Source organism: Sphingomonas silueang (assembly GCF_040049155.1).
In the GTDB taxonomy this organism is placed as follows: Bacteria; Pseudomonadota; Alphaproteobacteria; order Sphingomonadales; family Sphingomonadaceae; genus Sphingomonas; species Sphingomonas silueang.
Map to the genome: position 1 here is coordinate 61563 of NZ_JBDZDK010000003.1, position 20979 is coordinate 82541.

Annotated in this window: 21 protein-coding genes, 1 tRNA gene and 1 pseudogene; 9 read left to right on the forward strand and 14 right to left on the reverse strand. The window is 67.2% G+C overall.

What is annotated here, in order from left to right; genetic code table 11:
* Window positions 1-36: 36 nt before the first annotated feature.
* Window positions 37-3165 (forward strand): bifunctional proline dehydrogenase/L-glutamate gamma-semialdehyde dehydrogenase PutA, encoded by a 3129-nt coding sequence (putA, locus tag ABLE43_RS04050; RefSeq protein WP_348977198.1) that lies wholly within the window; start codon window positions 37-39, stop codon window positions 3163-3165.
* 170 nt (window positions 3166-3335) lie between these two features.
* A complete protein-coding gene (locus ABLE43_RS04055) occupies window positions 3336-3824 on the forward strand; it encodes a nucleoside deaminase (protein WP_348977199.1) in 489 nt (162 codons plus the stop codon).
* A gap of 222 nt (window positions 3825-4046) precedes the next feature.
* Here ABLE43_RS04055 and rplA read toward each other — a convergent pair whose 3' ends face one another.
* Window positions 4047-4745, reverse strand: a complete 699-nt coding sequence (rplA, locus tag ABLE43_RS04060) for a 50S ribosomal protein L1 (RefSeq protein ID WP_348977200.1) — start codon at window positions 4743-4745, stop codon at window positions 4047-4049.
* A 4-nt stretch (window positions 4746-4749) separates the two neighbouring features.
* Complete coding sequence (gene rplK / locus ABLE43_RS04065; protein ID WP_348977201.1) at window positions 4750-5187, reverse strand: 50S ribosomal protein L11; 438 nt, start codon at window positions 5185-5187, stop codon at window positions 4750-4752.
* A 157-nt stretch (window positions 5188-5344) separates the two neighbouring features.
* Between rplK and ABLE43_RS04070 the strand changes: the two genes are divergently transcribed.
* Together ABLE43_RS04070 and ABLE43_RS04075 are read left to right on the forward strand one after the other, a co-directional pair.
* Window positions 5345-6118 (forward strand): hypothetical protein, encoded by a 774-nt coding sequence (locus tag ABLE43_RS04070; protein ID WP_348977202.1) that lies wholly within the window; start codon window positions 5345-5347, stop codon window positions 6116-6118.
* 118 nt (window positions 6119-6236) lie between these two features.
* A complete protein-coding gene (locus ABLE43_RS04075; protein WP_348977203.1) occupies window positions 6237-7223 on the forward strand; it encodes a hypothetical protein in 987 nt (328 codons plus the stop codon).
* Window positions 7224-7343: 120 nt separating this feature from the next.
* Here the strand turns inward: ABLE43_RS04075 and nusG are convergent, their stop codons facing one another.
* The 6 genes from nusG to ABLE43_RS04105 all read right to left on the reverse strand — a co-directional run bounded on the left by nusG (window position 7344) and on the right by ABLE43_RS04105 (window position 11587).
* The gene (gene nusG, locus ABLE43_RS04080; protein WP_348977204.1) at window positions 7344-7883 is read right to left on the reverse strand and encodes a transcription termination/antitermination protein NusG; all 540 of its coding nucleotides are present in this window, start codon (window positions 7881-7883) and stop codon (window positions 7344-7346) included.
* 41 nt (window positions 7884-7924) lie between these two features.
* Complete coding sequence (gene secE / locus ABLE43_RS04085) at window positions 7925-8122, reverse strand: preprotein translocase subunit SecE (RefSeq protein ID WP_348977205.1); 198 nt, start codon at window positions 8120-8122, stop codon at window positions 7925-7927.
* A gap of 178 nt (window positions 8123-8300) precedes the next feature.
* Entirely contained in the window at window positions 8301-8942 is a 642-nt protein-coding gene (locus tag ABLE43_RS04090) for an outer membrane beta-barrel protein (protein ID WP_348977206.1), read from the reverse strand.
* A 94-nt stretch (window positions 8943-9036) separates the two neighbouring features.
* On the reverse strand, window positions 9037-9615 hold the full coding sequence (locus ABLE43_RS04095) for a YqaA family protein (RefSeq protein WP_348977207.1): 579 nt from the start codon (window positions 9613-9615) through the stop codon (window positions 9037-9039).
* A 35-nt stretch (window positions 9616-9650) separates the two neighbouring features.
* A tRNA-Trp gene (locus ABLE43_RS04100) sits at window positions 9651-9726 on the reverse strand.
* Window positions 9727-9832: 106 nt separating this feature from the next.
* On the reverse strand, window positions 9833-11587 hold the full coding sequence (locus ABLE43_RS04105) for a fatty acyl-AMP ligase (protein ID WP_348977208.1): 1755 nt from the start codon (window positions 11585-11587) through the stop codon (window positions 9833-9835).
* Between the two features lie 127 nt (window positions 11588-11714).
* Here ABLE43_RS04105 and ABLE43_RS04110 point away from each other — a divergent pair, with 127 nt between their 5' ends.
* The 5 genes and pseudogenes from ABLE43_RS04110 to ABLE43_RS04130 all read left to right on the forward strand — a co-directional run.
* Entirely contained in the window at window positions 11715-12248 is a 534-nt protein-coding gene (locus ABLE43_RS04110; RefSeq protein ID WP_348977209.1) for a regulatory protein RecX, read from the forward strand.
* A 122-nt stretch (window positions 12249-12370) separates the two neighbouring features.
* The gene (locus ABLE43_RS04115; RefSeq protein WP_348977210.1) at window positions 12371-12895 is read left to right on the forward strand and encodes a cold-shock protein; all 525 of its coding nucleotides are present in this window, start codon (window positions 12371-12373) and stop codon (window positions 12893-12895) included.
* Window positions 12896-12905: 10 nt separating this feature from the next.
* The gene (locus ABLE43_RS04120) at window positions 12906-13391 is read left to right on the forward strand and encodes a DUF192 domain-containing protein (RefSeq protein ID WP_348977211.1); all 486 of its coding nucleotides are present in this window, start codon (window positions 12906-12908) and stop codon (window positions 13389-13391) included.
* A 45-nt stretch (window positions 13392-13436) separates the two neighbouring features.
* Window positions 13437-13829, forward strand: a complete 393-nt coding sequence (locus ABLE43_RS04125; RefSeq protein ID WP_348977212.1) for an NADH:ubiquinone oxidoreductase subunit NDUFA12 — start codon at window positions 13437-13439, stop codon at window positions 13827-13829.
* Between the two features lie 218 nt (window positions 13830-14047).
* Window positions 14048-14281: pseudogene (locus tag ABLE43_RS04130) on the forward strand (DUF2155 domain-containing protein); the annotation flags it as partial.
* A gap of 35 nt (window positions 14282-14316) precedes the next feature.
* Here ABLE43_RS04130 and aat read toward each other — a convergent pair.
* The 6 genes from aat to coxB form a co-directional block, all read right to left on the reverse strand.
* Window positions 14317-15072 (reverse strand): leucyl/phenylalanyl-tRNA--protein transferase, encoded by a 756-nt coding sequence (gene aat, locus ABLE43_RS04135; RefSeq protein ID WP_348977213.1) that lies wholly within the window; start codon window positions 15070-15072, stop codon window positions 14317-14319.
* Window positions 15073-15434: 362 nt separating this feature from the next.
* Complete coding sequence (locus ABLE43_RS04140; protein ID WP_348977214.1) at window positions 15435-16487, reverse strand: c-type cytochrome; 1053 nt, start codon at window positions 16485-16487, stop codon at window positions 15435-15437.
* On the reverse strand, window positions 16484-17077 hold the full coding sequence (locus ABLE43_RS04145) for a cytochrome c oxidase assembly protein (protein ID WP_348977215.1): 594 nt from the start codon (window positions 17075-17077) through the stop codon (window positions 16484-16486). Before ABLE43_RS04145 ends, ABLE43_RS04140 begins: the two co-directional genes overlap by 4 nt.
* Window positions 17074-17454, reverse strand: a complete 381-nt coding sequence (locus ABLE43_RS04150; protein ID WP_348977216.1) for a hypothetical protein — start codon at window positions 17452-17454, stop codon at window positions 17074-17076. The genes ABLE43_RS04145 and ABLE43_RS04150 overlap by 4 nt, the downstream gene beginning before the upstream one ends.
* A complete protein-coding gene (gene ctaD / locus ABLE43_RS04155; RefSeq protein WP_348977217.1) occupies window positions 17451-19976 on the reverse strand; it encodes a cytochrome c oxidase subunit I in 2526 nt (841 codons plus the stop codon). The genes ABLE43_RS04150 and ctaD overlap by 4 nt, the downstream gene beginning before the upstream one ends.
* Window positions 19973-20956 (reverse strand): cytochrome c oxidase subunit II, encoded by a 984-nt coding sequence (coxB, locus tag ABLE43_RS04160; protein ID WP_348977218.1) that lies wholly within the window; start codon window positions 20954-20956, stop codon window positions 19973-19975. The genes ctaD and coxB overlap by 4 nt, the downstream gene beginning before the upstream one ends.
* Window positions 20957-20979 lie beyond the last annotated feature (23 nt).

Here is a 20979-nt window from a genome sequence, read left to right on the forward strand (position 1 = left end):
TCCCCGATATACCGTCGATACCACATGGAGAGACCGATGCCTGCAATCGACTGGGACGCCCTCGATTCCGACAAGTTCACCGACGAATCGGTGCTGCTGCCCCAGTTGCTGGCCCAGGTGCCGCTGACCACCACCGACCGCGCCGATATCGTGCGCGACGCCGCGAAGCTGGTCGAGCGCACCCGCGCCGCCGCCGCCAAGCCCGGCGTGGTCGAAGGCTTCCTCCAGCAATTCTCATTGGGCACGCAGGAAGGCCTTGCGCTGATGTGCCTTGCCGAGGCGCTGCTGCGCACCCCCGATGCCGCGACCCGCGACCGGCTGATCGCCGAAAAGGTCGGCGCGGCGGACTGGGCGGCGCATCTGGGGCAGTCGTCCAGCCTGTTCGTCAACGCCTCGACCATCGGCCTGACCCTCACCGGCAAGCTGGTGGGCGAGGGCGGCGCGGCGGGCGTGGGCGAGACGATCCGGCGCTTGGCGGGGCGGCTGGGCGAGCCGGTGATCCGCCGCGCGCTGGCCGCCGCCGTCGGCATCATGGGCGACCAGTTCGTGCTGGGCGCCACCATCGAGGACGCGCTGAAGCGCGCCGCGAAGGAAGGCTATCTCTGCTCGTTCGACATGCTGGGCGAAGGTGCCCGCACCGCCGCCGATGCCGAGCGGTACGAGCGTATCTATGCCGCCGCGATCGAGGCGGTGGGCCGCGCCCGCGCGCCGGGCGGCACGCCCGAGGAGGGCCATGGCGTCTCGGTCAAGCTCTCCGCGCTGTGCCCCCGCTACGAAGCGGTGCGCGAGGGGGAGGTGTTCGCCGACCTCTATCCCCGCATGCACCGCCTCGCCCGGATCGGCGCGCGCCACAACCTGAACCTCGCGATCGATGCCGAGGAGGCCGATCGCCTCGCCCTGTCGCTGAAACTGATCGACCGGCTGGCCCGCGAGGCCGATCTCGGCGACTGGACCGGCCTCGGCGTCGTGGTGCAGGCGTACGGCAAGCGCGCGCGCGGCGTGATCGACGGCCTCGAACGCCTTGCGCGCGACACCGGGCGGCGGATCATGGTCCGCCTCGTCAAGGGCGCCTACTGGGACAGCGAGGTCAAGCGCGCGCAGGTGGCGGGGCATCCGGGCTATCCGGTGTTCACCTCCAAGGCGGCGACCGACCTGTCGTATCTGGTGTGCGGCCACAAGCTGATCGCCGCCGCGCCCGCGCTCTATCCGCAATTCGCCACGCACAATGCGCATACGCTGATGGCGGTGCGCCATATGGCCGCACGCGCGGGCGTGAAGATCGAGCACCAGCGCCTGCACGGCATGGGCGAGGGGCTGTACCGCGCGGCAGGCGCGGGCGGTGTCTCGACTGCGCTCGACACGAACGGGGCGGGGGGCGCTGCCCCGCTCGTCCTGCGTGCCTATGCGCCGGTCGGCGGGCATGAGGAACTGCTGCCCTATCTCGTCCGCCGCCTGCTGGAAAACGGCGCGAACAGCAGCTTCGTCAACGCGCTGCTGGACGAGGAGGTGCCCGCCGCGACGCTGGTCGCCGATCCGGTCGCTGCTGTCGCCGCCCAGCCGCACCAGCATCCGCGCCTGCCGTCGCCCGCCGCCATCTATCACGGCCGCGCCAATCCGGCGGGCCGCGACTATTCGATCGCCACCGTCCGCGCCGAAGCCGCAAGGGCCGCCGCTGCCTGCCGGCCGATCGCCGCCGGACCGCTCGTCGGCGGACAGGCCCGGCCCGGCAGCGCGGTGCCGATGACCAGCCCGTCCGACCGCAGCCGGACCATCGGCAGCATCGTCAACGCCACCCGCGCCGACATCGACGAAGCCGCCGCTCGCGCCCGCGCCGCGCAACCCGCCTGGGACGCTGCGGGCGGCTACCACCGCGGCAAGGTGCTGCGCGCCATGGCCGATGCGCTCGATGCGCAGATGGACCGCTTCATCGCCATTCTCTCCGCCGAAGCGGGCAAGACGCTGAACGATGCGGTGGCGGAAGTGCGCGAGGCGATCGACTTCTGCCGCTATTACGCGCTGCTCGCCGAAGACCGGTTCGCTGGCCCCACCGTCCTGCGCGGACCCGTCGGCGAGGTGAACCAGATCGAACTCCACGGGCGCGGCGTGTTCGTCTGCATCTCCCCGTGGAACTTCCCGCTGGCGATCTTCACCGGACAGGTCGCGGCGGCGCTGGCGGCGGGCAATGCCGTGCTGGCCAAGCCCGCCGAACAGACCCCGCTGGTGGCGTACGAGGCGGTCCGCCTGTTCCACGCCGCCGGGCTGAACCCGGACCTGCTGGCACTGCTGCCCGGTGAAGGCGCGGAGGTCGGCGCGGCGCTGGTCGGCCACCCGGCCATCGCGGGCGTCGCCTTCACCGGCGGCACCGACACCGCCTGGGCGATCAACCGCCAGCTCGCCAACCGGAAGGGGCCGATCCTGCCGTTCATCGCCGAGACCGGCGGGCTGAACGGCCTGTTCGTCGATACCAGCGCGCTGCGCGAACAGGTGGTCGACGACGTGCTGCTCTCCGCCTTCGGCTCGGCGGGGCAGCGTTGTTCGGCGCTCCGCCTGCTCTACCTGCCGAAGGACACCGCCGACGCGACGATCGAGACGCTGGTGGGGGCGGCGGCCTGCATGGCGATCGGCGATCCCGCAGACCCCGCGACCGACATCGGCCCGGTGATCGATGCGGAGGCGCGTGATGCGCTTGCCCGGCACGTCGAACGGCTGGAGCGCGAGGCGAAGATCCTCTTCCGCGCGGATACGCAGGGGCAGGAGGGCCGGGGCAGCTTCTTCGCCCCGGTCATCGCCGAGGTGCCGACGCCCGACTTCCTCGAGCGCGAGGTCTTCGGCCCGGTCCTCCACATCTACCGCTACGATCCCGCCGACCTGCCCGCGGTCGCGGGAGCCCTGGCGGCACGCGGCTATGGCCTGACGCTCGGCATCCACAGCCGGATCGACCGCTTCGCCGAGGAAGTGGCCGCGCTGGTCCCGGCGGGCAACGTGTACGTCAACCGCTCGATCATCGGCGCGGTCGTCGGCGTCCAGCCCTTCGGTGGCGAGGGGCTCTCGGGCACCGGCCCCAAGGCGGGCGGCCCCGACGCCCTCCTGCGCTATGCGGCGGAGCGGACGACATCGATCAACATCATGGCCAAGGGCGGCGATCCGGCGTTGTTGAATCTGTGACGGGGGTGGGGGGAGAGGACAGCGGCGCGCCAGCGCCTTTCCCCCTTCTATCATCACTGCTGCACGGTCACCGCCGCCCGGTACGTGACCCCTTCGCGTCTCCGCGCCTTTGCGTGAAACAACTTCTTCTCTTGAAAGAGACAAATCGCCACCAGCAGCGTTCCGCCCCCATGACCCAGGACGAACGCTGGATGCGCGAAGCCATCGCCGTTGCCCGCACCAAGGGCACCGACCCCGCCGACACCCCGATCGGCGCGGTGATCGTCCGCGACGGGCGCATCCTCTCCGCCGAGCCGAACCGGACGGAGGAACTCCCCGACGCCACGGCCCACGCCGAGATGATGGCGATCCGCCGCGCCTGTGAAGGCGTGGGCGACATGGAACTGCGCGGGGCGACGCTCTACACCACGCTGCAACCCTGCGGCATGTGCACGATGGCGACGATCTGGTCGAAGGTCGCGCGCGTCGTCTATGGCGCGGGCCGCGACGACGTGCACCGCATGTACTTCGAGGACCGCCATATCGACACGCTGTCGTTCATCGCGGATGCCTATCGCGACGATATAGCGATCGAGGGCGGCGTGCTGCGCGCGGAATGCGCCGCGCTCTACTATGGCCCCGACGACGAGGTGCCGGAGGAGGAGCAGGGCAACATCTGATCGGCACACGTCGTCATTCCGGCGAAGGCCGGAATCCATTGTGTCGGGTGCTCGCGATCGAAACGCCACGCACGAGAAAGGGGCCGGAAGCGCGATGCGTCCGACCCCTGTTTCCTGTGGCGGCCGACGCGGGAGCAAGTCCCGCGTCGTCGGCCGGAGGCTTGCGCCCCGCCGGCCGGCGCCATCCGTCTCCGTTTTAGCTTGGCGCTAAAACGGTGCGGATCAGGCGCCTGCGACCTCGGCCGTGTCCACCTTGATCCCCGGGCCCATCGACGAGCTGAGCGCGACCTTGCGCACATACTTGCCCTTGGCGCCCGACGGCTTGGCCTTCACCACCGCATCGACCAGCGCATCGAAGTTCGCGCGCAGGTCTTCGGCCGGGAACGACGCCTTGCCGATGCCCGAATGGATGATACCGGCCTTCTCGACGCGATACTCCACCTGACCGCCCTTGGCGGCTTCGACGGCGGCGGCGACGTTCATCGTCACGGTGCCGAGCTTCGGGTTCGGCATCAGGCCCTTCGGACCCAGGATCTTGCCGAGACGGCCGACGAGGCCCATCATGTCCGGCGTCGCGATGCAGCGGTCGAAGTCGATCTTGCCGCCCTGGATCGCGTCCATCAGATCCTCGGCGCCCACCACATCGGCACCCGCCGTGGTGGCTTCCTCGGCCTTGGCGCCGCGCGCGAACACGCCGACGCGCACCGTCTTGCCGGTGCCCTTGGGCAGCGTCACCACGCCGCGGACCATCTGGTCGGCGTGACGCGGATCGACGCCGAGGTTCAGCGCGACTTCGATCGTCTCGTCGAACTTGGCGGTCGCATGCGTCTTGGCGAGCGCGATGGCTTCATCGACGCCGTGCAGCTTCTGCGAATCGACGGCAGCGGCGAGGGCCTTCGCCTTCTTGGTCAGCTTGGCCATGATCTCAACCCTCCACCACTTCGAGGCCCATCGCGCGGGCCGAACCTTCGATGATCTTCGTCGCCGCGTCGATGTCGTTGGCGTTCAGATCCTTCATCTTCATCGTCGCGATGTCGCTCAGCTGCGAACGCTTGATCGTACCCGCCTTCACCTTGCCCGGCTCCTTCGAGCCCGACTTCAGGTTGATCGCCTGCTTGATGAGATAGGTCGCCGGCGGCGTCTTCGTCTCGAAGCTGAACGAACGGTCGGCATAGACGGTGATGATCGTCGGCAGCGGCGTGCCCTTGGGCGTGTCGCCCGCCGAGGTCTGCGCGTTGAACGCCTTGCAGAACTCCATGATGTTCACGCCGCGCTGACCCAGCGCCGGGCCGATCGGCGGCGACGGCTTGGCTTCGCCCGCGGGCACCTGCAACTTGATATAGCCGGTAATCTTCTTGGCCATGGTTCACTCTCTTTCAAGTTTAGCGGTTCGTGCGGCGCAAGCCCGTTGCCGGTGCGCCTCCCGCCATGGTTTCCGAAACTGTCGTTTGGGAAGGGTGCGCGCATAGTCGAAACCATGCGCACTTGCAATGTAGGATTTGCCATGATCGGTTTCAGGGATGGCCCGCCGACCCTATACCCGCGCCCAGGCGCTGCAGAACGCCGCGTTCCTGACCGAACTCGAGCGCACCGGCAACGCCCGCGACGCCGCGCGCACGCTGAACCTCAACCGCTCGATGCTGACCAAGCGGCGGAACGCCGACCCCGATTTCGCCCAGCGCTGGGAAGCGGCCCTCGCCGTCGCCGCCGCCCGTCTGGCCGATCCCGCCCGCGCCGACGACACGGCGCATGTCGTCCGCGCCAAAGGCCGCCTGCAACTGCGCACCGGCAAGGCCCGCCGCATCGACCGCGACGCCGAGCAGCGCTTCCTCGCGGCGCTGAGCGCCACCGCCAACGTGCGCCTGTCGGCACAGGCGGCAGGCTTCGCCCATTCGAGCTTCTACGCCCGCGCCCGCACCCACCCCGGCTTCGCCCGCGAGATGCGCGTGGCGCTGGCCATGGGCGCCGAACGGCTGGAAGCGGCGCTGCTCGAAAGCTCGCTGCCCGAGGCGAACGTCCACGACCACTGGCGCCACAACGATCCCCCGCCGATCCCGCCGATGACGGTGCATCAGGCGATGCTGCTCATCGGCTGGAACGACCGGCGGGTGAAGGAACTGGCGGACCCTGCGTTCGGGCCGAAACGCGGCGAGAGCAACGCGGCATGGATCGAACGCCGCGTGCGCGAGAACGGGGTGCGCAGGATGCTCGACGAGGAGGAGGCGCGGATGGTGGAACATGCGCAGCTGGAGTGGCGGCGCGGTGGACGCAGGAGCCAGTGGGGTGGGAGGTGATGTTGGCGATGGCGCTTAGGGAGCGGTAGTTGAGATTTCGAAGGGCGAGCTTGAATTTCGATTTGAATAAAACACTGTTACTCAGTAAATTTCGCTATCCTACCTTTGGATTACGCTGATGGATTTAATATTGCTATTAGAGCAGGCAATTCAAGAGCTACCGAAGGGCGATCATTCTACAGGCCTGAATGCAATCGTCAGGCATGTAAAGGCGGCTATCCGTCACTATGAACGCGATAAAGCAGTCGATCCCGACGCGTGCACGGATGCTATATACCGAACAAATCAAGCTTATGAAGGATCTTTGAAAGAGGCTTACCGCGTTCTTGCTGGAAAAGATCCAGCAAAAGTTAGTCCATTTGATATTGAAAGCTATCTTGAGGGTAATGGAACTGTCAGGCCAAGGGTTTTAACCAAATTTACTAGGTACCGGCAAGATTACAGAAATCCTTCAACGCATGATTATAAATTGGATTTTGATCACGATGAAGCACTTTTAGCGATTATTGCAGTATGCGGTTTCGCAAATCTGCTTGTTCACCAGATAAAATCGAAAATTAATTCTGCGGCTGCCCAAGTTAGAGTGTCGCGTAATGCAGATAATGATTTTTTGAATAGTCTGAAGAATACAGATTTCCCCGAAGCTGTAGCGAGAATATGCTTTTCCTATACACAGGAGAGTGCCGGTGTAGATTGGTTTGAGTATGAGAAGGGTGTATCGGAGTCGATTAAAAGCTACGGAATCGAATCAAAACTATTCCTTCTTGAAGAAAACGACGACGATACTAATGACGCCAATCTTTGGGATGTAACTGCCACAAACGGAAAAGTTTCCGTAGGTATAGACTCTAGAATATATAGAGGGGATAAATCTTCTTCTGGGGCTATCAGTCTTCGCTATCGAATTAATATGCATAGCCTAGATACTGCGGGTGCTGCCATAGTTATAATAAGATCGTACCATCCCAAAGAGTACAGTATATACAGGATTAATAATCAGGTCAGAGAAGCGTATGTCATATTTCCTGAAGAAGATCAGGAGCAACTGGATTTGCTACAGTCCGAATTCGGGGATTTTGAGCAACTTTCTATTTCTGAAAAGTAAACGGCGCGGGGCCTACGCCCCGCGCCGCCAACGTCGGTCGGGTTGCACCCGCCGGCCGGTGTCCGCCGTCTCACGCTTAGCTGGCGCTAACCGTGTGCGGACAGCAAATAGGGCGTAGCCCTATTTGCTTCGTTCCACCTGCTCGAAGTCCAGTTCCACCGGGGTCGCGCGCCCGAAGATCGAGACCGAGACCTTCACCTTCGACTTGTCGAAGTCCAGTTCCTCGACCACGCCGTTGAAGCTCGCGAACGGGCCGTCGAGCACCTTGACCGAATCGCCGATCTCGAAATCGACCTTGATCTTGTGCTTGGTGGGCGACGCGGCGGCCTCTTCCTTGCTGTTGAGCATCCGCGTGGCTTCGGCCTCGCTGATCGCCTGCGGCTTGCCCGACGATCCGAGGAAGCCCGTCACCTTCGGCGTGTTCTTGACGAGGTGATACACCTGGTCGCTCAGGTCCAGCTTGGCGAGCACGTAACCGGGCATGAACTTGCGCTCGGATTGCACCTTCTTGCCGCGGCGGACCTCGGTCACATTCTCGGTCGGCACCTCGATCGCCTCGACGGCATGGTCGAGGCCGAGCCGCGTCGCCTCCGCCATGATCGAATCGCGAACCTTGCCCTCGAACCCCGAATAGGCGTGAATGATGTACCAGCGCGACATGAATTACCCTTGTGCTTGTTCGGGGATTACGTGGTCGGGGATTACTGGGCGAGGCGCAGCAGCGCCTTGACGATCGCGTCGAACGCCGAATCCACGCCGAGGAAGAAGATCGCCAGCAGCGTGGTCATGATGACCACCATCACCGCGGTCATCACCGTTTCCTTGCGGGTCGGCCACGTCACCTTGGCGGTTTCGGCACGGACCTGCCGCATGAACTCGACTGGGGAAACCTTGGCCACGCGCCCATCCTCGTTACTGTGTCGACCGCAGCGGGGCACAAGACCCCGACCGGTTCCTTCCGAAGGAAACCGGCGCGGCCCATCCACGCTGTCGGATTGGGCATGGTATCTAGCGACGAACCACCGGCAGCGCAAGCGCGCGGGGGGAGCGTCGCGCCGCTCGCCCCCGCGCGGCGGATCAGAACCGGTAGCCGAGGCCGACCGTGACGCTGCGCCGCTCGAAGTTCAGGTCTTCGTAGATGGTGTCGCCGGTGCCGAAGCTGGAGCCGATCACCTCGGCCTTCAGATACGCGCCGTTGCCGATGCCGTACTCGCCGCCGATGCCGTACTGCACGCCGCGATACGTCTCCTCGAACGCGGTGCCCGCCGCCGACAGGTTCAGCGTCAGCTGCGAATAGCCGAGCTTCGCATAGAGCTGCGACGCATAGCCGATCCGTCCGCCGACGCGCCCGCCGACCGCGATCTCGTTGCCCGCCTGCTGGCACAGCACGAACACGTCGAGGTCGTCGCACCGGTCGACGCTCGACCCGGTGTACGACGCATAGGCCCCCGCCACGACGCTGCCGATCGCGAAATCATAGCCGATTTCAGAGCCATAGCGGATGCCGTTGGCCCCGTCGTAATATTTCGTGTCGTCCTCGATGTAATAGGCTTCGAGCCGGTCATACCCCGCCGCCGCCTCGACCCGCAGGCCGGTCAGCGGGTCCTTGCCCGGTACGTCGGGCGCGACCGGCGGTTCGACCGGCGGCGCATCCTGCGCGACGGCCGGTTGCACGACGAAAACTGCCGCCGCGATCGCGGCGAGCGACATGAAACGCATGAATATATCCCCCAACAACCGCATGCGGGCGCATGCAGCGGCGAAGGCTATACCCGGAATAGTGTACGAATTGCCAGTATCGTATCCGAAACGGTTACAACATGCCGACGACGACGAACCCGCCGACCAGCGCCACCACCACCAGCGTGCCGATCAGCGTCAGCCGCTCCTCGATGAACTTCTGCACCGGCTGGCCATAGCGCTTGAGCAGGAAGGCGATCAGGAAGAAGCGGAACGCCCGCGTGATCGCGGCGGTCAGCACGAACAGCCCGAAATTGAACTTGGCGAGGCCCGAGGCGATCGTCACCAGCTTGAACGGGATCGGGGTGAGGCCCTTCAGCAGGATGATCGCCGCGCCGTATTTGGCGAACGACGCCTGGAACGCGGCGGCCTTGTCCTGCAATCCGTACAGGTCGATCACCCAGCGCCCGATCGTGTCCCACAGGAAATAGCCGATCCCGTAGCCCACGATCCCGCCGAGCACCGACGCGATCGTGCAGATCGCCGCGATCTGGTACGCGCGGGTGCGGTGCTGCAGGATGACCGGCACCAGCACGACATCGGGCGGGATCGGAAAGAACGAGCTTTCGCAAAAGGATACGACGGCAAGGCTGCGCACCGCATGGCGGTGGTTCGCAAGGCGGAGCGTCCAGTCGTACAGCGCACGGAACATCGTCGGCGTCCTGAAGGTTGGGCGCGCGAGTGCGCTGGCACGAGTGGAGGGATTCGAACCCCCGGCCCTCGGTTTTGGAGACCGATGCTCTACCAGCTGAGCTACACTCGTGTGCGGAGGCGGCCTCTATCCCGGTAGAACCGGAAGGGCAAGGCCGTTTGTTGCTTGTATCGATCGCGCGGGGTGTAGGACAGCGAAAAATGCCCCGCGCGCTGGATCAGGCGGCGATCGCATAGGGCTTGATCTCGCCGTCCAGATACAGCTTGCGCGCCTTCGCCCGGCTGAGCTTGCCCGAAGAGGTGCGCGGCAGGGTGCGCGGCGGGACCAGTTCGATCACGCAGTTCATGCCCGTGACCGATCGCACCCGCTCGCGAATCTCCTCGCGCAGTCGCTGGCGCTCGCCCTCGTCCGATGCACGGCACTGGACCAGCACCGCCGGGGTTTCCTCGCCGCCCGGCGTGGTGATCGCGAAGGCGGCGATGTCGCCCGCCTTGAAGCCGGGCAGCTGCTCCACCGCCCATTCGATGTCCTGCGGCCAGTGGTTCTTGCCGTTGACGATGATCATGTCCTTGGCACGGCCGACGATATAGACGTAACCGTCGGACATATAGGCCATGTCGCCGGTGTCGAGCCAGCCGTCGACCATGCAGGCGGCGGTCGCTTCGGGATCGCGGAAATAGCCCGTCATCAGCGAGGGGCCGCGGCACCACAGCTTGCCGATCGCGCGTTCGGGCAGGGGGGTGCCGTCCTCCTCGCGGATTTCGACGGTCATATCCTTGACCGGCTTGCCGCAGTTGACGATCGCGCGATAGCGCTGCGGCCGGTCCTCGCGGCCCGCATGGCCGGACAGTTCGGTTTCCTCGACCAGCTCGACGATGATCCCTTCGCCCGGCGGCATGATCGCCACCGCCAGCGTCGCCTCGGCAAGGCCGTAGGAGGGGAGGAAGGCCGATGCCTTGAACCCCGCGTCGGCAAAGGCGTCGACGAACGACTGCATCACGTCGGGCCGGATCATGTCCGCGCCGTTGCCCGCCAGCCGCCAGCGCGACAGGTCGAACCGGTCCGCCGCCTTGGTCTGGCTCGACATCCGCCTTGCGCAGATGTCGTAGCCGAAGGTCGGCGAATAGGAGATGGAATTCCCCTCGTTGCGGGTGATGAGGTCGAGCCACGCGAGCGGACGGCGCGCGAAATCCTCGGTCTTGAGATAATCGGTCGAAACCTGGTTGGCGACCACCGACAGGAAGCAGCCGACCAGCCCCATGTCGTGATACCACGGCAGCCACGAGATGCAGCGATCCTCGCCGACCAGCTGCATGCCGTGGCTGTGCGCCGACAGGTTGTTCAGCAGCGCGGCATGGGTGATCTCGGTCCCGTGCGGAAAGCGGGTCGAGCCGCTGGAATATTGCAGGTAGCAGATGTCGTCGGTGTCGGCCTGCGGCAGCTCCGCCGCCGGTGCGTCGGTGGTCGAGAAGCGCTCCCAGTCGATCCCCTCGACGCCCGCGACCCGCGCGGCTTCACCGGCCATCGCTTCGAGTTCGGCCGGGTAGAACAGCGTTTTGGGATCGCAGCTGGCCAGCTGCACGCGCAACTGCTCGACATAGGCCTCGCGCCCGCCGAACGAGGTGGGCAGCGGCAGCGGCACCGGCCATGCCCCGGCATAGACGACGCCGAAGAACAGCGCGGCGAATTCCGGCCCCGTCTCGGCGATCAGCGCGATGCGGTCCTTCGGGCGGACGCCGTGCGCGATCAGCCGGTGCGCCTGCGCGATCGCATCCTCGCGCATCTCGCGGAACGGATAGGGTCGCTTCAGCGTGCCGCGCGCATCATGGAAGTTCAGCCCGCGCGCGCCGGTGGCGGCATAATCCATCGCCTCGCCCAGCGTCGCGAAATCGGCGAAGCGGCGGGGAAGCGGGTCGACGGTCGGCGTCGCCACCGGCGCTGCTGCGGGGGATACTGCAATATTCGTCGTCATTCTCGTCCAACTCACGGCACCGATTACGGGCAACACGCGGCTCCCAAGCGGATCGCCATAGCGACAACCGGCCGCGCGGCACAGTCGCTTTGCAAAATCATCGGCCAGTGTGGCACAAACATGGCGCATGCCCCGCGAACCCCGCCGCCCGCCGCCGCCGCTCGACCAGCAGGCGCTCGAACGCCTCGCGCTGCGCTATGTCGAGCGGTTCGCGACGACGCGGGCGAAACTGGTCGATTACCTGCGCCGCAAGCTGCGCGAGCGGGGGCAGGCGGGGGCGGTCGATCCCGCCGCGCTGGCCGATCGCATGGTCGAACTGCGCTATATCGACGACGCAGCCTTTGCCGAGGGCAAGGCGGCGGCGATGGCGCGGCGCGGGCTGGGTCCGCGCCGGGTGCGCGACGCGCTGCGCCATGCCGGTGTCGCGCAGGCGGACAGCGCCGCACTGGACGAGGATATCGACGGCACGGCGTGGGCCGTCGCGATGGCGTTCGCCCGGCGGCGGCGGATCGGCCCGTTCGGACCGGCGGCGGTCGAACGCCCCGCGCGCGAGAAGCAGGTCGCGGCGATGGTGCGCGCGGGGCATGCCCCGGCGCTCGCCCGGCGAATCCTGTCGCTCGACCCCGTCGACATCGAAGCGCCGCCCGACGATTACACCTAAGTGCAAAGAAATCGTCGCCTTCACGAAACATCGTGATACAAAGGGTCGAGGGGGATTGCGAATACATGCGCGCGGAGGCACGACAAGTCAGCGACGAATTCTCGGTCGTTTCGGGCCGGACCATGGCCGTTCCCGGGGACGACGAGCATGTCGTGCTGGTCGCGGGTGTCGTCAAATGGTTCGACGTCACGCGCGGCTTCGGCTTCGTCGTGTCCGACGATGCGGACGTCGGCGACGTGCTCGTCCATTTCTCGGTATTGCAGGATCATGGTCGCCGCACCCTGCCCGAAGGGGCGCGGATAACCTGTCATGCGGTGCGCCGCGCGCGGGGGATGCAGGCGACCGAAATCCTCGACATCGATCTCACCAACGCCGTCGAGCCGGTGCGCCGCGCGCCCGAACGGGCCGAGCGTGCTGCGCTGGCCGATCAGGCGGGACCGTTCGAGCCGGTGACGGTCAAATGGTTCAACCGCCTGAAGGGCTATGGTTTCCTCATCCGCACCGGCAGGCCGGGCGACGTGTTCGTCCATATGGAGACCCTGCGGCGCGGCGGGATCGAGGAGGTCGATCCCGAGCAGCGGCTTGTCGCCCGCATCGTCGAGGGGCAGAAGGGCCCGTTGGCGGTAGTGGTCGAAAAGGGCGAGTGACGGCGTGACGATGCGAGGATTGGCGGGTCTGGCGGCGTGCGCGCTGCTGGCGACGCTGGGCGGGTGCCAGGGAAGCGCCCCCGGCAATGATTCGACCGCGAGCGGCGAACCGGCGCGGACCGAGGTGACGATCGCGACCGCCGCCGGACCGGCGCATCGCTTCAACGTCGATGTCGCCGCCAGCGAGGCGCAGCAGCAGCAGGGGCTGATGTACCGCACCGCGATTCCGGCGGACGGCGGCATGCTCTTCGCGCCCTATCCGCCGGGCGGCGGTCCGCCGAAGGCCGCCAGCTTCTGGATGAAGAACACGCCGAGCCCGCTCGACATCCTGTTCATCCGACCCGACGGCACGATCGCGACGATCGCGGAGAATACGGTGCCGTTCAGCGAAACCCCGGTCGCATCGGGCGAGCCGGTGTCGGCGGTGCTCGAACTGGCGGGCGGGCGCAGCGCCGAACTGGGTATCGCCGCGGGCGACAAGGTGACGTGGAAATGAACCGCCCCATTGTCGTGTCGGCGGCGGGGCGCTAAGCGGACGGCCATGGGTATCTTCGCGAACATCTTCACCTGGTGGAACGGTGCCACCTTCGGCACCTGGATGGGCCTGCGCGGCAAGAAGCAGGTCGGCACCGACCATCTCGGCAACGCCTATTACGAAGGCGGGCGGGATACCGCGGGGCGTCCGCGCCGCTGGGTGATCTATGCGGGATCGAACGATGCCAGCCGGGTGCCGCCCGACTGGTTCAGCTGGCTGCACCACCAGATCGAGGGAACGCCCGACGAATCGCTGCCGCCGGTGCGCCAGTGGCAGCAGCCGCCGATCGAGAACCAGACCGGCACCGCGCTCGCCTATCGCCCGCCCGGCGTGCTGGACAAGGGCGGCGCGCGCGTCCGCGCCACCGGCGACTATGAGGCGTGGAGCCCCGAGGCGTGAACGCCCGCCGCCGGCTGGCGGGGCTGGGGATCGCGCTGCTGGTCGCGGTGCTCGGCTGGTTCGGCTGGCAGAAATGGCAGGATCGCTCCACCGCCGACGCCCCGGTCGCGGCGGAAGCCACGGTGCCCGATGCCACCCGCCCACGCACCGGACAGGCGGCGGAAGTCGTCAGCGTCGATACCGGACTGGATGAAAAGCTGCTAGCGGGTGCCACCCCGATGGCGCAGCGCGTCGCGGTGGTCGGGCTGCTCAACAAGCGCAACGGCGAAACCCGCGACCTGACGCTGCGCCCCGGACAGGGGGTGCGGATCGGCGATGTCGTCGTCCGCCTGCGCGCGTGCGAGCGCACCGCGCCGTGGGAGCAGGAGCAATATACCGGCGCGTTCGTGCAACTCGACGTGCGCGGCGCGGACGCGAAGTGGCGGCGGGCGTTCTCGGGCTGGCTGTTCAAGGAGCGTCCGGCGCTCAACGTCGTGCCGCACCCGATCTATGACGTGTGGCCCAAGAGCTGCACGATGTCCTTCCCGGACAAGGGACCGGACACGGTATCGGTCGGAGGCGCTGCCACCGACGCACCGGCGGCGCGCCGCTCGAGCGCGCCGAAATCGGCGACTGCTGCGCCGTCCGAACCGGCCCCGTCCGAACCCAGCGCCCCCGCCAACAGCGCCGAATAACGCGCGCGCGGAATCTCTACTGCGCCCATCGTCGCCAGATGCGCGGTCTGGAACTGGCAGTCGAGCAGGCGGAACCCGCCGACGCGCAACCGCGCGACCAGCCATGCCAGCGCGACCTTCGATGCGCTCGGCGCGCGGCTGACCATGCTCTCGCCGAAGAACGCGCCGCCGAGGGCGAGGCCGTAGAGCCCGCCCGCCAGCCGGTCGCCGTCCCACACCTCGATCGAATGGGCATGGCCCATGGCGTGGAGGCGGAGGAAGGCGGCTTCGATCGCCGCGTTGATCCAGGTGTCGGGCCGGTCGGCGGCGGATTCGGCGCACAGGCGGATGATGTCGGCGAAGGCCCGGTCGGCGGTGACGCGATAGCGATCGCGCACGATCAGCTTGCGCAGCGAGCGCGACAGGTGGAACCCCTCCAACGGCAGGATGCCGCGATATTTCGGCTCGACCCAGTAGATATCGGGGGCATCGCGATCGTCGGCCATCGGAAAGATGCCCGCGGCATAGGCGCGCAGCAGGACCGCCGGATCGATCGCGGCGGGGCCGGGAGAAAGGGGTCGTTGCGCCATGGTCGACCCGACCCTAGAGCGTGTTCAGGCTGGGTAGAGGCATCGTGATTGCCCTGTCGTGTTCGTCCGGCAAGGAGCGTGGTGCAGCAGGTAGCGGGGCTACCTGCAAGGCGCGCAGCCGGGCCCCCGCAAAGTAATACTTTGCGGGGCACCCCGACGCAGCCGGCGGGCGCGACAGGGCAACCGCGAAGCGGCGGGCCGATTTTGGCCCAGCGCGGCGTCGCTCGTCGGTCACGATGCCATAGCATCGCTCCGCTCCTCGCTTCTTGCCCTGAACCAAAATCGGCTCCGTCACGATGCCTCTACCCAGCCTGAACACGCTCTAACGCCTCAGCCGCGCCAGTCGAGGGGGGCGTGGGGGCTTATTCCCCCGCCAGCACCCGCGCCACCCGGTCGATCATGTCCTCGGGGATGCGCCGCGCGATCACCGGCATCGTCGCTTGATCCTTGCGCGCGTCGACCACTTCCTTCTCGCCGCGCCAGTGGCGCAACCGCTGCGCGATATAGGCCGCGCGCTGCCCGTCGATCACCGGATAGCGGTTGGCGACGCCGGGCAGGTGGCAGCTGCGACAGGCGGGCAGTTGCTCGCGCGGCAGGCCGCGTTCGACGATCGCCAGCGCTTCGGCATCGCGGGCAGGACGCCCCGCCCCGCCGATTCCGTTCGGCATCGCGGCGAAGCGGCGGGCGAGGTCCACCCGCTCTTCCGGCGTCAGTTGCGCGGCGGCATTGCCCATCACTGCGCTCTGGCGACGCCCGGTGGCATAGGCTTCCAGCGCGGCGGCGAGATAGGCGGGGTTCTGCCCGGCCAGCACCGGAATATCCTTCTGCCCGCGGCCGAGGCCGTCTGGCCCATGGCAGCCCGCGCAACTGTCGAACCGGCCGTTGGCGGCACCGAACCCCTGCGCGTTGCTCCCGGCGAGCAGGCGATATTGCTGCGGCGTCATCGTCGGCAGCAGGCGGACGAACGCGACCATCCGCTTCACCTCGTCCGGGCGGTCCTTCGCGGCCCATGCGGGCATGCCGCTGAACTTCACGCCATGTTCGAGGATCCAGTAGAGCTGCTTGTCGGTCCATTCCTTCGCGTTCTTCGCGAGGTCCGGCGCAGGCGGCGTCGCCTGCTGCATCAGCGGCAGCGGGCGGACACCCGGTGCGCCGTGGCACGATGCGCAGGACGTGGCGTAATAGCCCGCCGCGCTGACCAGCCCGCTCGCATCCGACGCTTCGTCGGGCACGCTCAGCGCCGCGCGGGTCTGCACCGAATTGCGCATGACCCAGTGCAGGAACCAGTCGGTCACCGCCCAATGCCCCGACGACGCGGCGACGTTGAACAGCCCCGACCACGCATAGGCCATGCCGAGCGCGAACAGCCCCAGCAGCGTGACGATCACGCGCTTCCACGTCAGGCGGATGGTCATGGTTGCGGCTCCGGTTGCCTGAGCAGCGTTGCCAGCACCGCCAGCCCGCCGAGAAAATAGCTGGCCGCGCCGACCATCAGCATGACGACGCCACCCAGCTGCTGGTCGGCCAGCGCATCGTGCATGCCGTGGGCCATCGCCGGATAGAGCGGACGCGGGGCAAGGCCGATCAGCGCGCCGAGCAGGGTCATGTGCATCGAGGTCAGCAGCAGCGCGCCGACCCCGCCCGCGCGCCGATCCCGCCCGGTGCCGAGCACCGCGCTCCACAGCAGCAGCCCGGCGATGAGAAAGCACGCCTGCTCGATCACCATCGCCAGCTGCGACGTATCGGCGAGCATGCGCAGCGCGGGCAGGTGCCAGCCCCATACCGTCACCAGTTCGACCAGCGACATGGCGAGCGGGGTGACGATTCCGGGCCAGCGCCGCGCCGGATCATGGCGGCCGTCCATCAGTCCGATCGCGATCAGCGGTGCGGCGACGGCGACCGCGATCATATGGCCCGCCATGTGGCCGACCATCCCAGCCTGCGCGGCGGCGAACCACCCGACCGGCAGCAGCGTCAGCCCGGTCAGGAGCGCCCAGCGCCTCACCGGCAATCCGTCAGGAACAGCACCGGCGCGGCGGTGAAGATCACGCCGACGAAGCTCAGCGCCGCCAGCAGCACGGTCGAGAAGGCGAGGAAGCGGATGCGGTCGCGGTCGGTGCTCTCCTTGTGCGGGGGGTCGTCGCCCGGCACTCGCGACTGGAGATGCGCGACGATCCCCGACGCGAGGATGATCGCCAGCGCGGCGACGGTGCCGACCGCGTAGAGAATGGGGAGACGCGGAAAACCGCCGACCTTCGCGCAATGGATCGCCGCCCAGAGATAGGAGAAGAGGAAATGCACCGCCCACACCGTCGGCGGGACGATCAGCGACCAGAGCGTGACCTTCAGCCGCCCCACCATGCCGTGCAGCCCGTGCTTCATGCGACCCCCGGGAACAGGCCGATCGTCGCATAGGTGACGACGGCGGTCAGTGCCATGAAATGCTGGTAGACGGTGATGTTGCGCAGATCGGCGTCATGGCGCGGCGTCATCCGCCCGGCGATGCTGCGCGCCAGCGTATAGCCCTGCATGATCGCCCCGACCCCGGCGTGCGCGGTGGTCCAGATCACCAGCACCCACACGATCGCGGGATAGCTGTGCAGCTCGGGATCGAGCCCGGTGGTCAGCGGCCCCTGCAATCCCGCCCAGATCCCGGCAAGGCTGGCGGCGATGCCGATGCCCAGCAGCAACCGTGCCGCACCCACGCCGCCGCGCCGGTTCAGCCCGCGCGCCGCGACCGTCGCACCCCAGCTCAGCGCGGCAAGGCCCAGCGCCACCATCGGCCAGAAGGCGCCCGGCCCGTCCATCCCCGGTCCCGAGGGCGGGAATTCGGGATGTACCGTCCAGAAGAAATAATAGCCGAAGACGAGGCCGGAAAAGGCGGTCGCGTCGGCCATCATCGTGATGAACATCGCCCACCAGCCGGGCGCCGCCGATCCGGAGACATAGAGCGGCAGCTCGATGCCGTGGCCGATCGGCTTGCACTCCTTCTCCGGAATCTCCGCGGTGCCGGTCCACAGCCAGTAGAGCACGAACCCCAGCGTCGCGATCGCCCCGGCCAGCGACCACCAGTAGAGGTGATAGGTCGTCAGGATGAACACGCTGCCCAGCGCGATCGCGGTCAGCATCGGCACCCAGCTCGGCGTGCCGAGGCGCACGACATAGAGCGGGCGTGCGTCGAGCACGGTGGTGACGATCGTCTCGCGCCGTCCTTCCTCGGCATCGGGCAGGAAGAAGCGACCCTCGTCGACCTTCTTCACGAAATCCTTCTGGTCCCAGATCGGATAGCGCCCCTCGATCAGCGGGACCGAGCGGATGCCCCAATCCTCGTCGTCCGGATGCGCCAGCCATTCGAGCGTGCCCGCGTTCCACGGGTTGCGCGGCGCCTTGGCCCGCCACGGCGAGCGGGCGAGGTCGATGCAGATGATGAGCGTGCCGAGCGCGAACAGATAGGCACCGCAGGTGGAGGCAAGGTTCAGCCAGCCGATGCCCAGTTCGGCGGGGTAAGTGAACACCCGCCGCGGCATGCCGAACAACCCGCTGAAATGCATCGGGAAGAAGGTGAGGTTCGCCCCGACGAACAACACCCAGAAGGCGGTGCGCCCCATCCGGTCGGACAGCTTTTTCCCCGTTATCAGCGGCCAGTAATAGTACAGCCCGCCGAACAGCGGCAGCAGCGTGCCGCCGATCAGCACGTAATGCAGGTGCGCGACGACGAAATAGGTGTCGTGCGCCTGCCAGTCGAACGGCGCGATTGCGACCATCACGCCGGTGAGGCCGCCGATCACGAAGATGGCCAGCGACCCGCTGGCATAGAGCAACGGTGTCGACCATTTGACCTTGCCCGCCCATAGCGTGGCGATGAACGCGAAGATCTGGATGCCGGTCGGGATCGCCACCGCTTCGGACGCGGCGGAGAAGAAGGCGAGGCTGATCTTGGGCAGGCCGGTCGCGAACATGTGGTGGACCCACAGGCCGAACGACAGGAAGGCGGTGCCGACTGCCGCCAGCACGATCCACGGATAGCCGAGCAGGTGGCGCTGCGCGAACGTCGGGATCATCATCGCGAACAGCGCGATCGACGGCAGGAAGACGATATAGACCTCCGGATGGCCGAAGATCCAGAACAGGTGCTGCCACAGCAGCGGATCGCCGCCGCGCGCCGCATCGAAGAACGGCCAGTTCAGCAGCCGCTCCATCTCGAACAGCACGTCGCCCGCGATCAGCGGGGGAAAGGCGAACAGGATCATCACCGCGACGACGAGGATGTACCAGGCGTAGAGCGGCATCAGGTTCAGCCGCATGCCGGGCGGGCGGCATTTCAGCACGCCGACGATCAGCTCGACGGCGGCGGCCACCGACGACACCTCGATGAAGCTCAGGCCCAGCATCCAGATGTCGGCGCCCAGTCCCGACAGGTCGGTGCGGGTGGTGAGCGGCGGATACATGAACCAGCCGCCGTCGGGCGCGACGTTGAAGAAGATCGATCCGCCGACGAATACCCCGCCCAGCAGGAACGACCAGTATCCGAAGGCGGACAGACGCGGAAACGGCAGGTCGCGCGCACCCAGCAACTGCGGCAGCAGGATGATCGACACCGCCTCGAACATCGGCACGGCGAACAGGAACATCATCATCGAACCGTGCAGCGTGAACAGCTGGTTGAAGCTGTTCGCCGACACGAGATCGTTGTCGGGCACCGCCAGCTGCGTGCGCATGACGAGTGCCAGCACGCCCGCGAACAGCATGAAGCCGAACGCGGTCAGCGTGTACCACGCGCCGACGCGGTTGTTGTTGCAGTCGGTCCAGCGCAGGAAGATGCCCTGCGGCGCCTTCCATACCGCGCGCAGCCGTTCTTCCTGCGCGGCGCGGAGCGCGGGATCGTCTTGCGCGTGCAGGCTCATTTCAGGCTTTCCAGATAGGCGGCGATGGCCTGTGCCTCTTCGCGCGGGAGATGGGTGTAGGCGGGCATCCGCGCGCCGGGCTTCACGGCGGGCGCGTTCAGGATGAAGCGGACGAGCGCGTCGCGGGTCATCGGCTGCGTACCCGCGCCCAGCGAGGTCCGGCTGGCGAAGTGGGTGAGGTCGGGCGCGATCCGGGCCTTCGCGGCAGTGCCCGCAATCGCATGGCATCCGGCGCAGCCCTCGGCGACGAAAGCCCGTGCGCCTGCCGCCGCGACGCTGCCGCCAGGTGGCGCGGGGGCGGGGCGTGCTTCTGCCGCGAGCCATGCGTCGAACGCGGCGGGCTCCATCGCCACCACGTCGAACGCCATCAGCGCGTGGCTCAGCCCGCAGAATTCGGTGCAGACGCCGCGGAACTTGCCTGCCCTGGTCGCGCGCACCACCAGCCGGTTGGTGCGGCCGGGGATCATGTCCATCTTGCCCGCGAGGCCGGGAATCCAGAAGCTGTGGATCACGTCGCCTGCGGTCAGGTCGAACTGCACGGTGCGACCGACCGGAATCCGCACTTCGTTGGCGCTCTCTACGGGGGTGCCGCCCGGCGGCTGGTAGCGGACGCGCCACCAGAATTGCTCGCCCTCCACCGCGATGCGCAGGTCGCCCGCCGCCACCGGCAACGGACGCATCGCGGGCAGGCTGTAGAGCAGCAGGCCGAGCAGCACCACGACCGGCACGAAGCCGCCCAGCCAGCCGACCATCCGCATGCCCCCGGACAGGGTCAGTCGGCCCTCCGGCGCACGGACGGCGGCGATCATCAGCCCGGCGACCCCGGCGGCGATCACCACCGCGCCGATCAGCATCACCACGGTCAGGTGACGGACGGTCGCCGCCTCCTCGCCGAACACCGACAGCGCCGATTGATGGCGGTTGCACGCCGCCAGCGCGATGCACGCCGATATCCCGATCCAGACCCGTGGCCGCCCCATGTTCCCCCTTCGCGCCGTTCCGT

What these genes read in the sequence shown, in the direction of transcription:
- putA (WP_348977198.1), top strand. Translation starts at nt 37, where the DNA reads ATGCCTGCAATCGACTGGGACGCCCTCGATTCCGACAAGTTCACCGAC.
- ABLE43_RS04055 (WP_348977199.1), top strand. Translation starts at nt 3,336, where the DNA reads ATGACCCAGGACGAACGCTGGATGCGCGAAGCCATCGCCGTTGCCCGC.
- rplA (WP_348977200.1), bottom strand. Translation starts at nt 4,745, where the DNA reads ATGGCCAAGCTGACCAAGAAGGCGAAGGCCCTCGCCGCTGCCGTCGAT.
- rplK (WP_348977201.1), bottom strand. Translation starts at nt 5,187, where the DNA reads ATGGCCAAGAAGATTACCGGCTATATCAAGTTGCAGGTGCCCGCGGGC.
- ABLE43_RS04070 (WP_348977202.1), top strand. Translation starts at nt 5,345, where the DNA reads ATGGCCCGCCGACCCTATACCCGCGCCCAGGCGCTGCAGAACGCCGCG.
- ABLE43_RS04075 (WP_348977203.1), top strand. Translation starts at nt 6,237, where the DNA reads ATGGATTTAATATTGCTATTAGAGCAGGCAATTCAAGAGCTACCGAAG.
- nusG (WP_348977204.1), bottom strand. Translation starts at nt 7,883, where the DNA reads ATGTCGCGCTGGTACATCATTCACGCCTATTCGGGGTTCGAGGGCAAG.
- ABLE43_RS04090 (WP_348977206.1), bottom strand. Translation starts at nt 8,942, where the DNA reads ATGCGTTTCATGTCGCTCGCCGCGATCGCGGCGGCAGTTTTCGTCGTG.
- ABLE43_RS04095 (WP_348977207.1), bottom strand. Translation starts at nt 9,615, where the DNA reads ATGTTCCGTGCGCTGTACGACTGGACGCTCCGCCTTGCGAACCACCGC.
- ABLE43_RS04105 (WP_348977208.1), bottom strand. Translation starts at nt 11,587, where the DNA reads ATGACGACGAATATTGCAGTATCCCCCGCAGCAGCGCCGGTGGCGACG.
- ABLE43_RS04110 (WP_348977209.1), top strand. Translation starts at nt 11,715, where the DNA reads ATGCCCCGCGAACCCCGCCGCCCGCCGCCGCCGCTCGACCAGCAGGCG.
- ABLE43_RS04115 (WP_348977210.1), top strand. Translation starts at nt 12,371, where the DNA reads ATGGCCGTTCCCGGGGACGACGAGCATGTCGTGCTGGTCGCGGGTGTC.
- ABLE43_RS04120 (WP_348977211.1), top strand. Translation starts at nt 12,906, where the DNA reads ATGCGAGGATTGGCGGGTCTGGCGGCGTGCGCGCTGCTGGCGACGCTG.
- ABLE43_RS04125 (WP_348977212.1), top strand. Translation starts at nt 13,437, where the DNA reads ATGGGTATCTTCGCGAACATCTTCACCTGGTGGAACGGTGCCACCTTC.
- aat (WP_348977213.1), bottom strand. Translation starts at nt 15,072, where the DNA reads ATGGCGCAACGACCCCTTTCTCCCGGCCCCGCCGCGATCGATCCGGCG.
- ABLE43_RS04140 (WP_348977214.1), bottom strand. Translation starts at nt 16,487, where the DNA reads ATGACCATCCGCCTGACGTGGAAGCGCGTGATCGTCACGCTGCTGGGG.
- ABLE43_RS04150 (WP_348977216.1), bottom strand. Translation starts at nt 17,454, where the DNA reads ATGAAGCACGGGCTGCACGGCATGGTGGGGCGGCTGAAGGTCACGCTC.
- ctaD (WP_348977217.1), bottom strand. Translation starts at nt 19,976, where the DNA reads ATGAGCCTGCACGCGCAAGACGATCCCGCGCTCCGCGCCGCGCAGGAA.
- coxB (WP_348977218.1), bottom strand. Translation starts at nt 20,956, where the DNA reads ATGGGGCGGCCACGGGTCTGGATCGGGATATCGGCGTGCATCGCGCTG.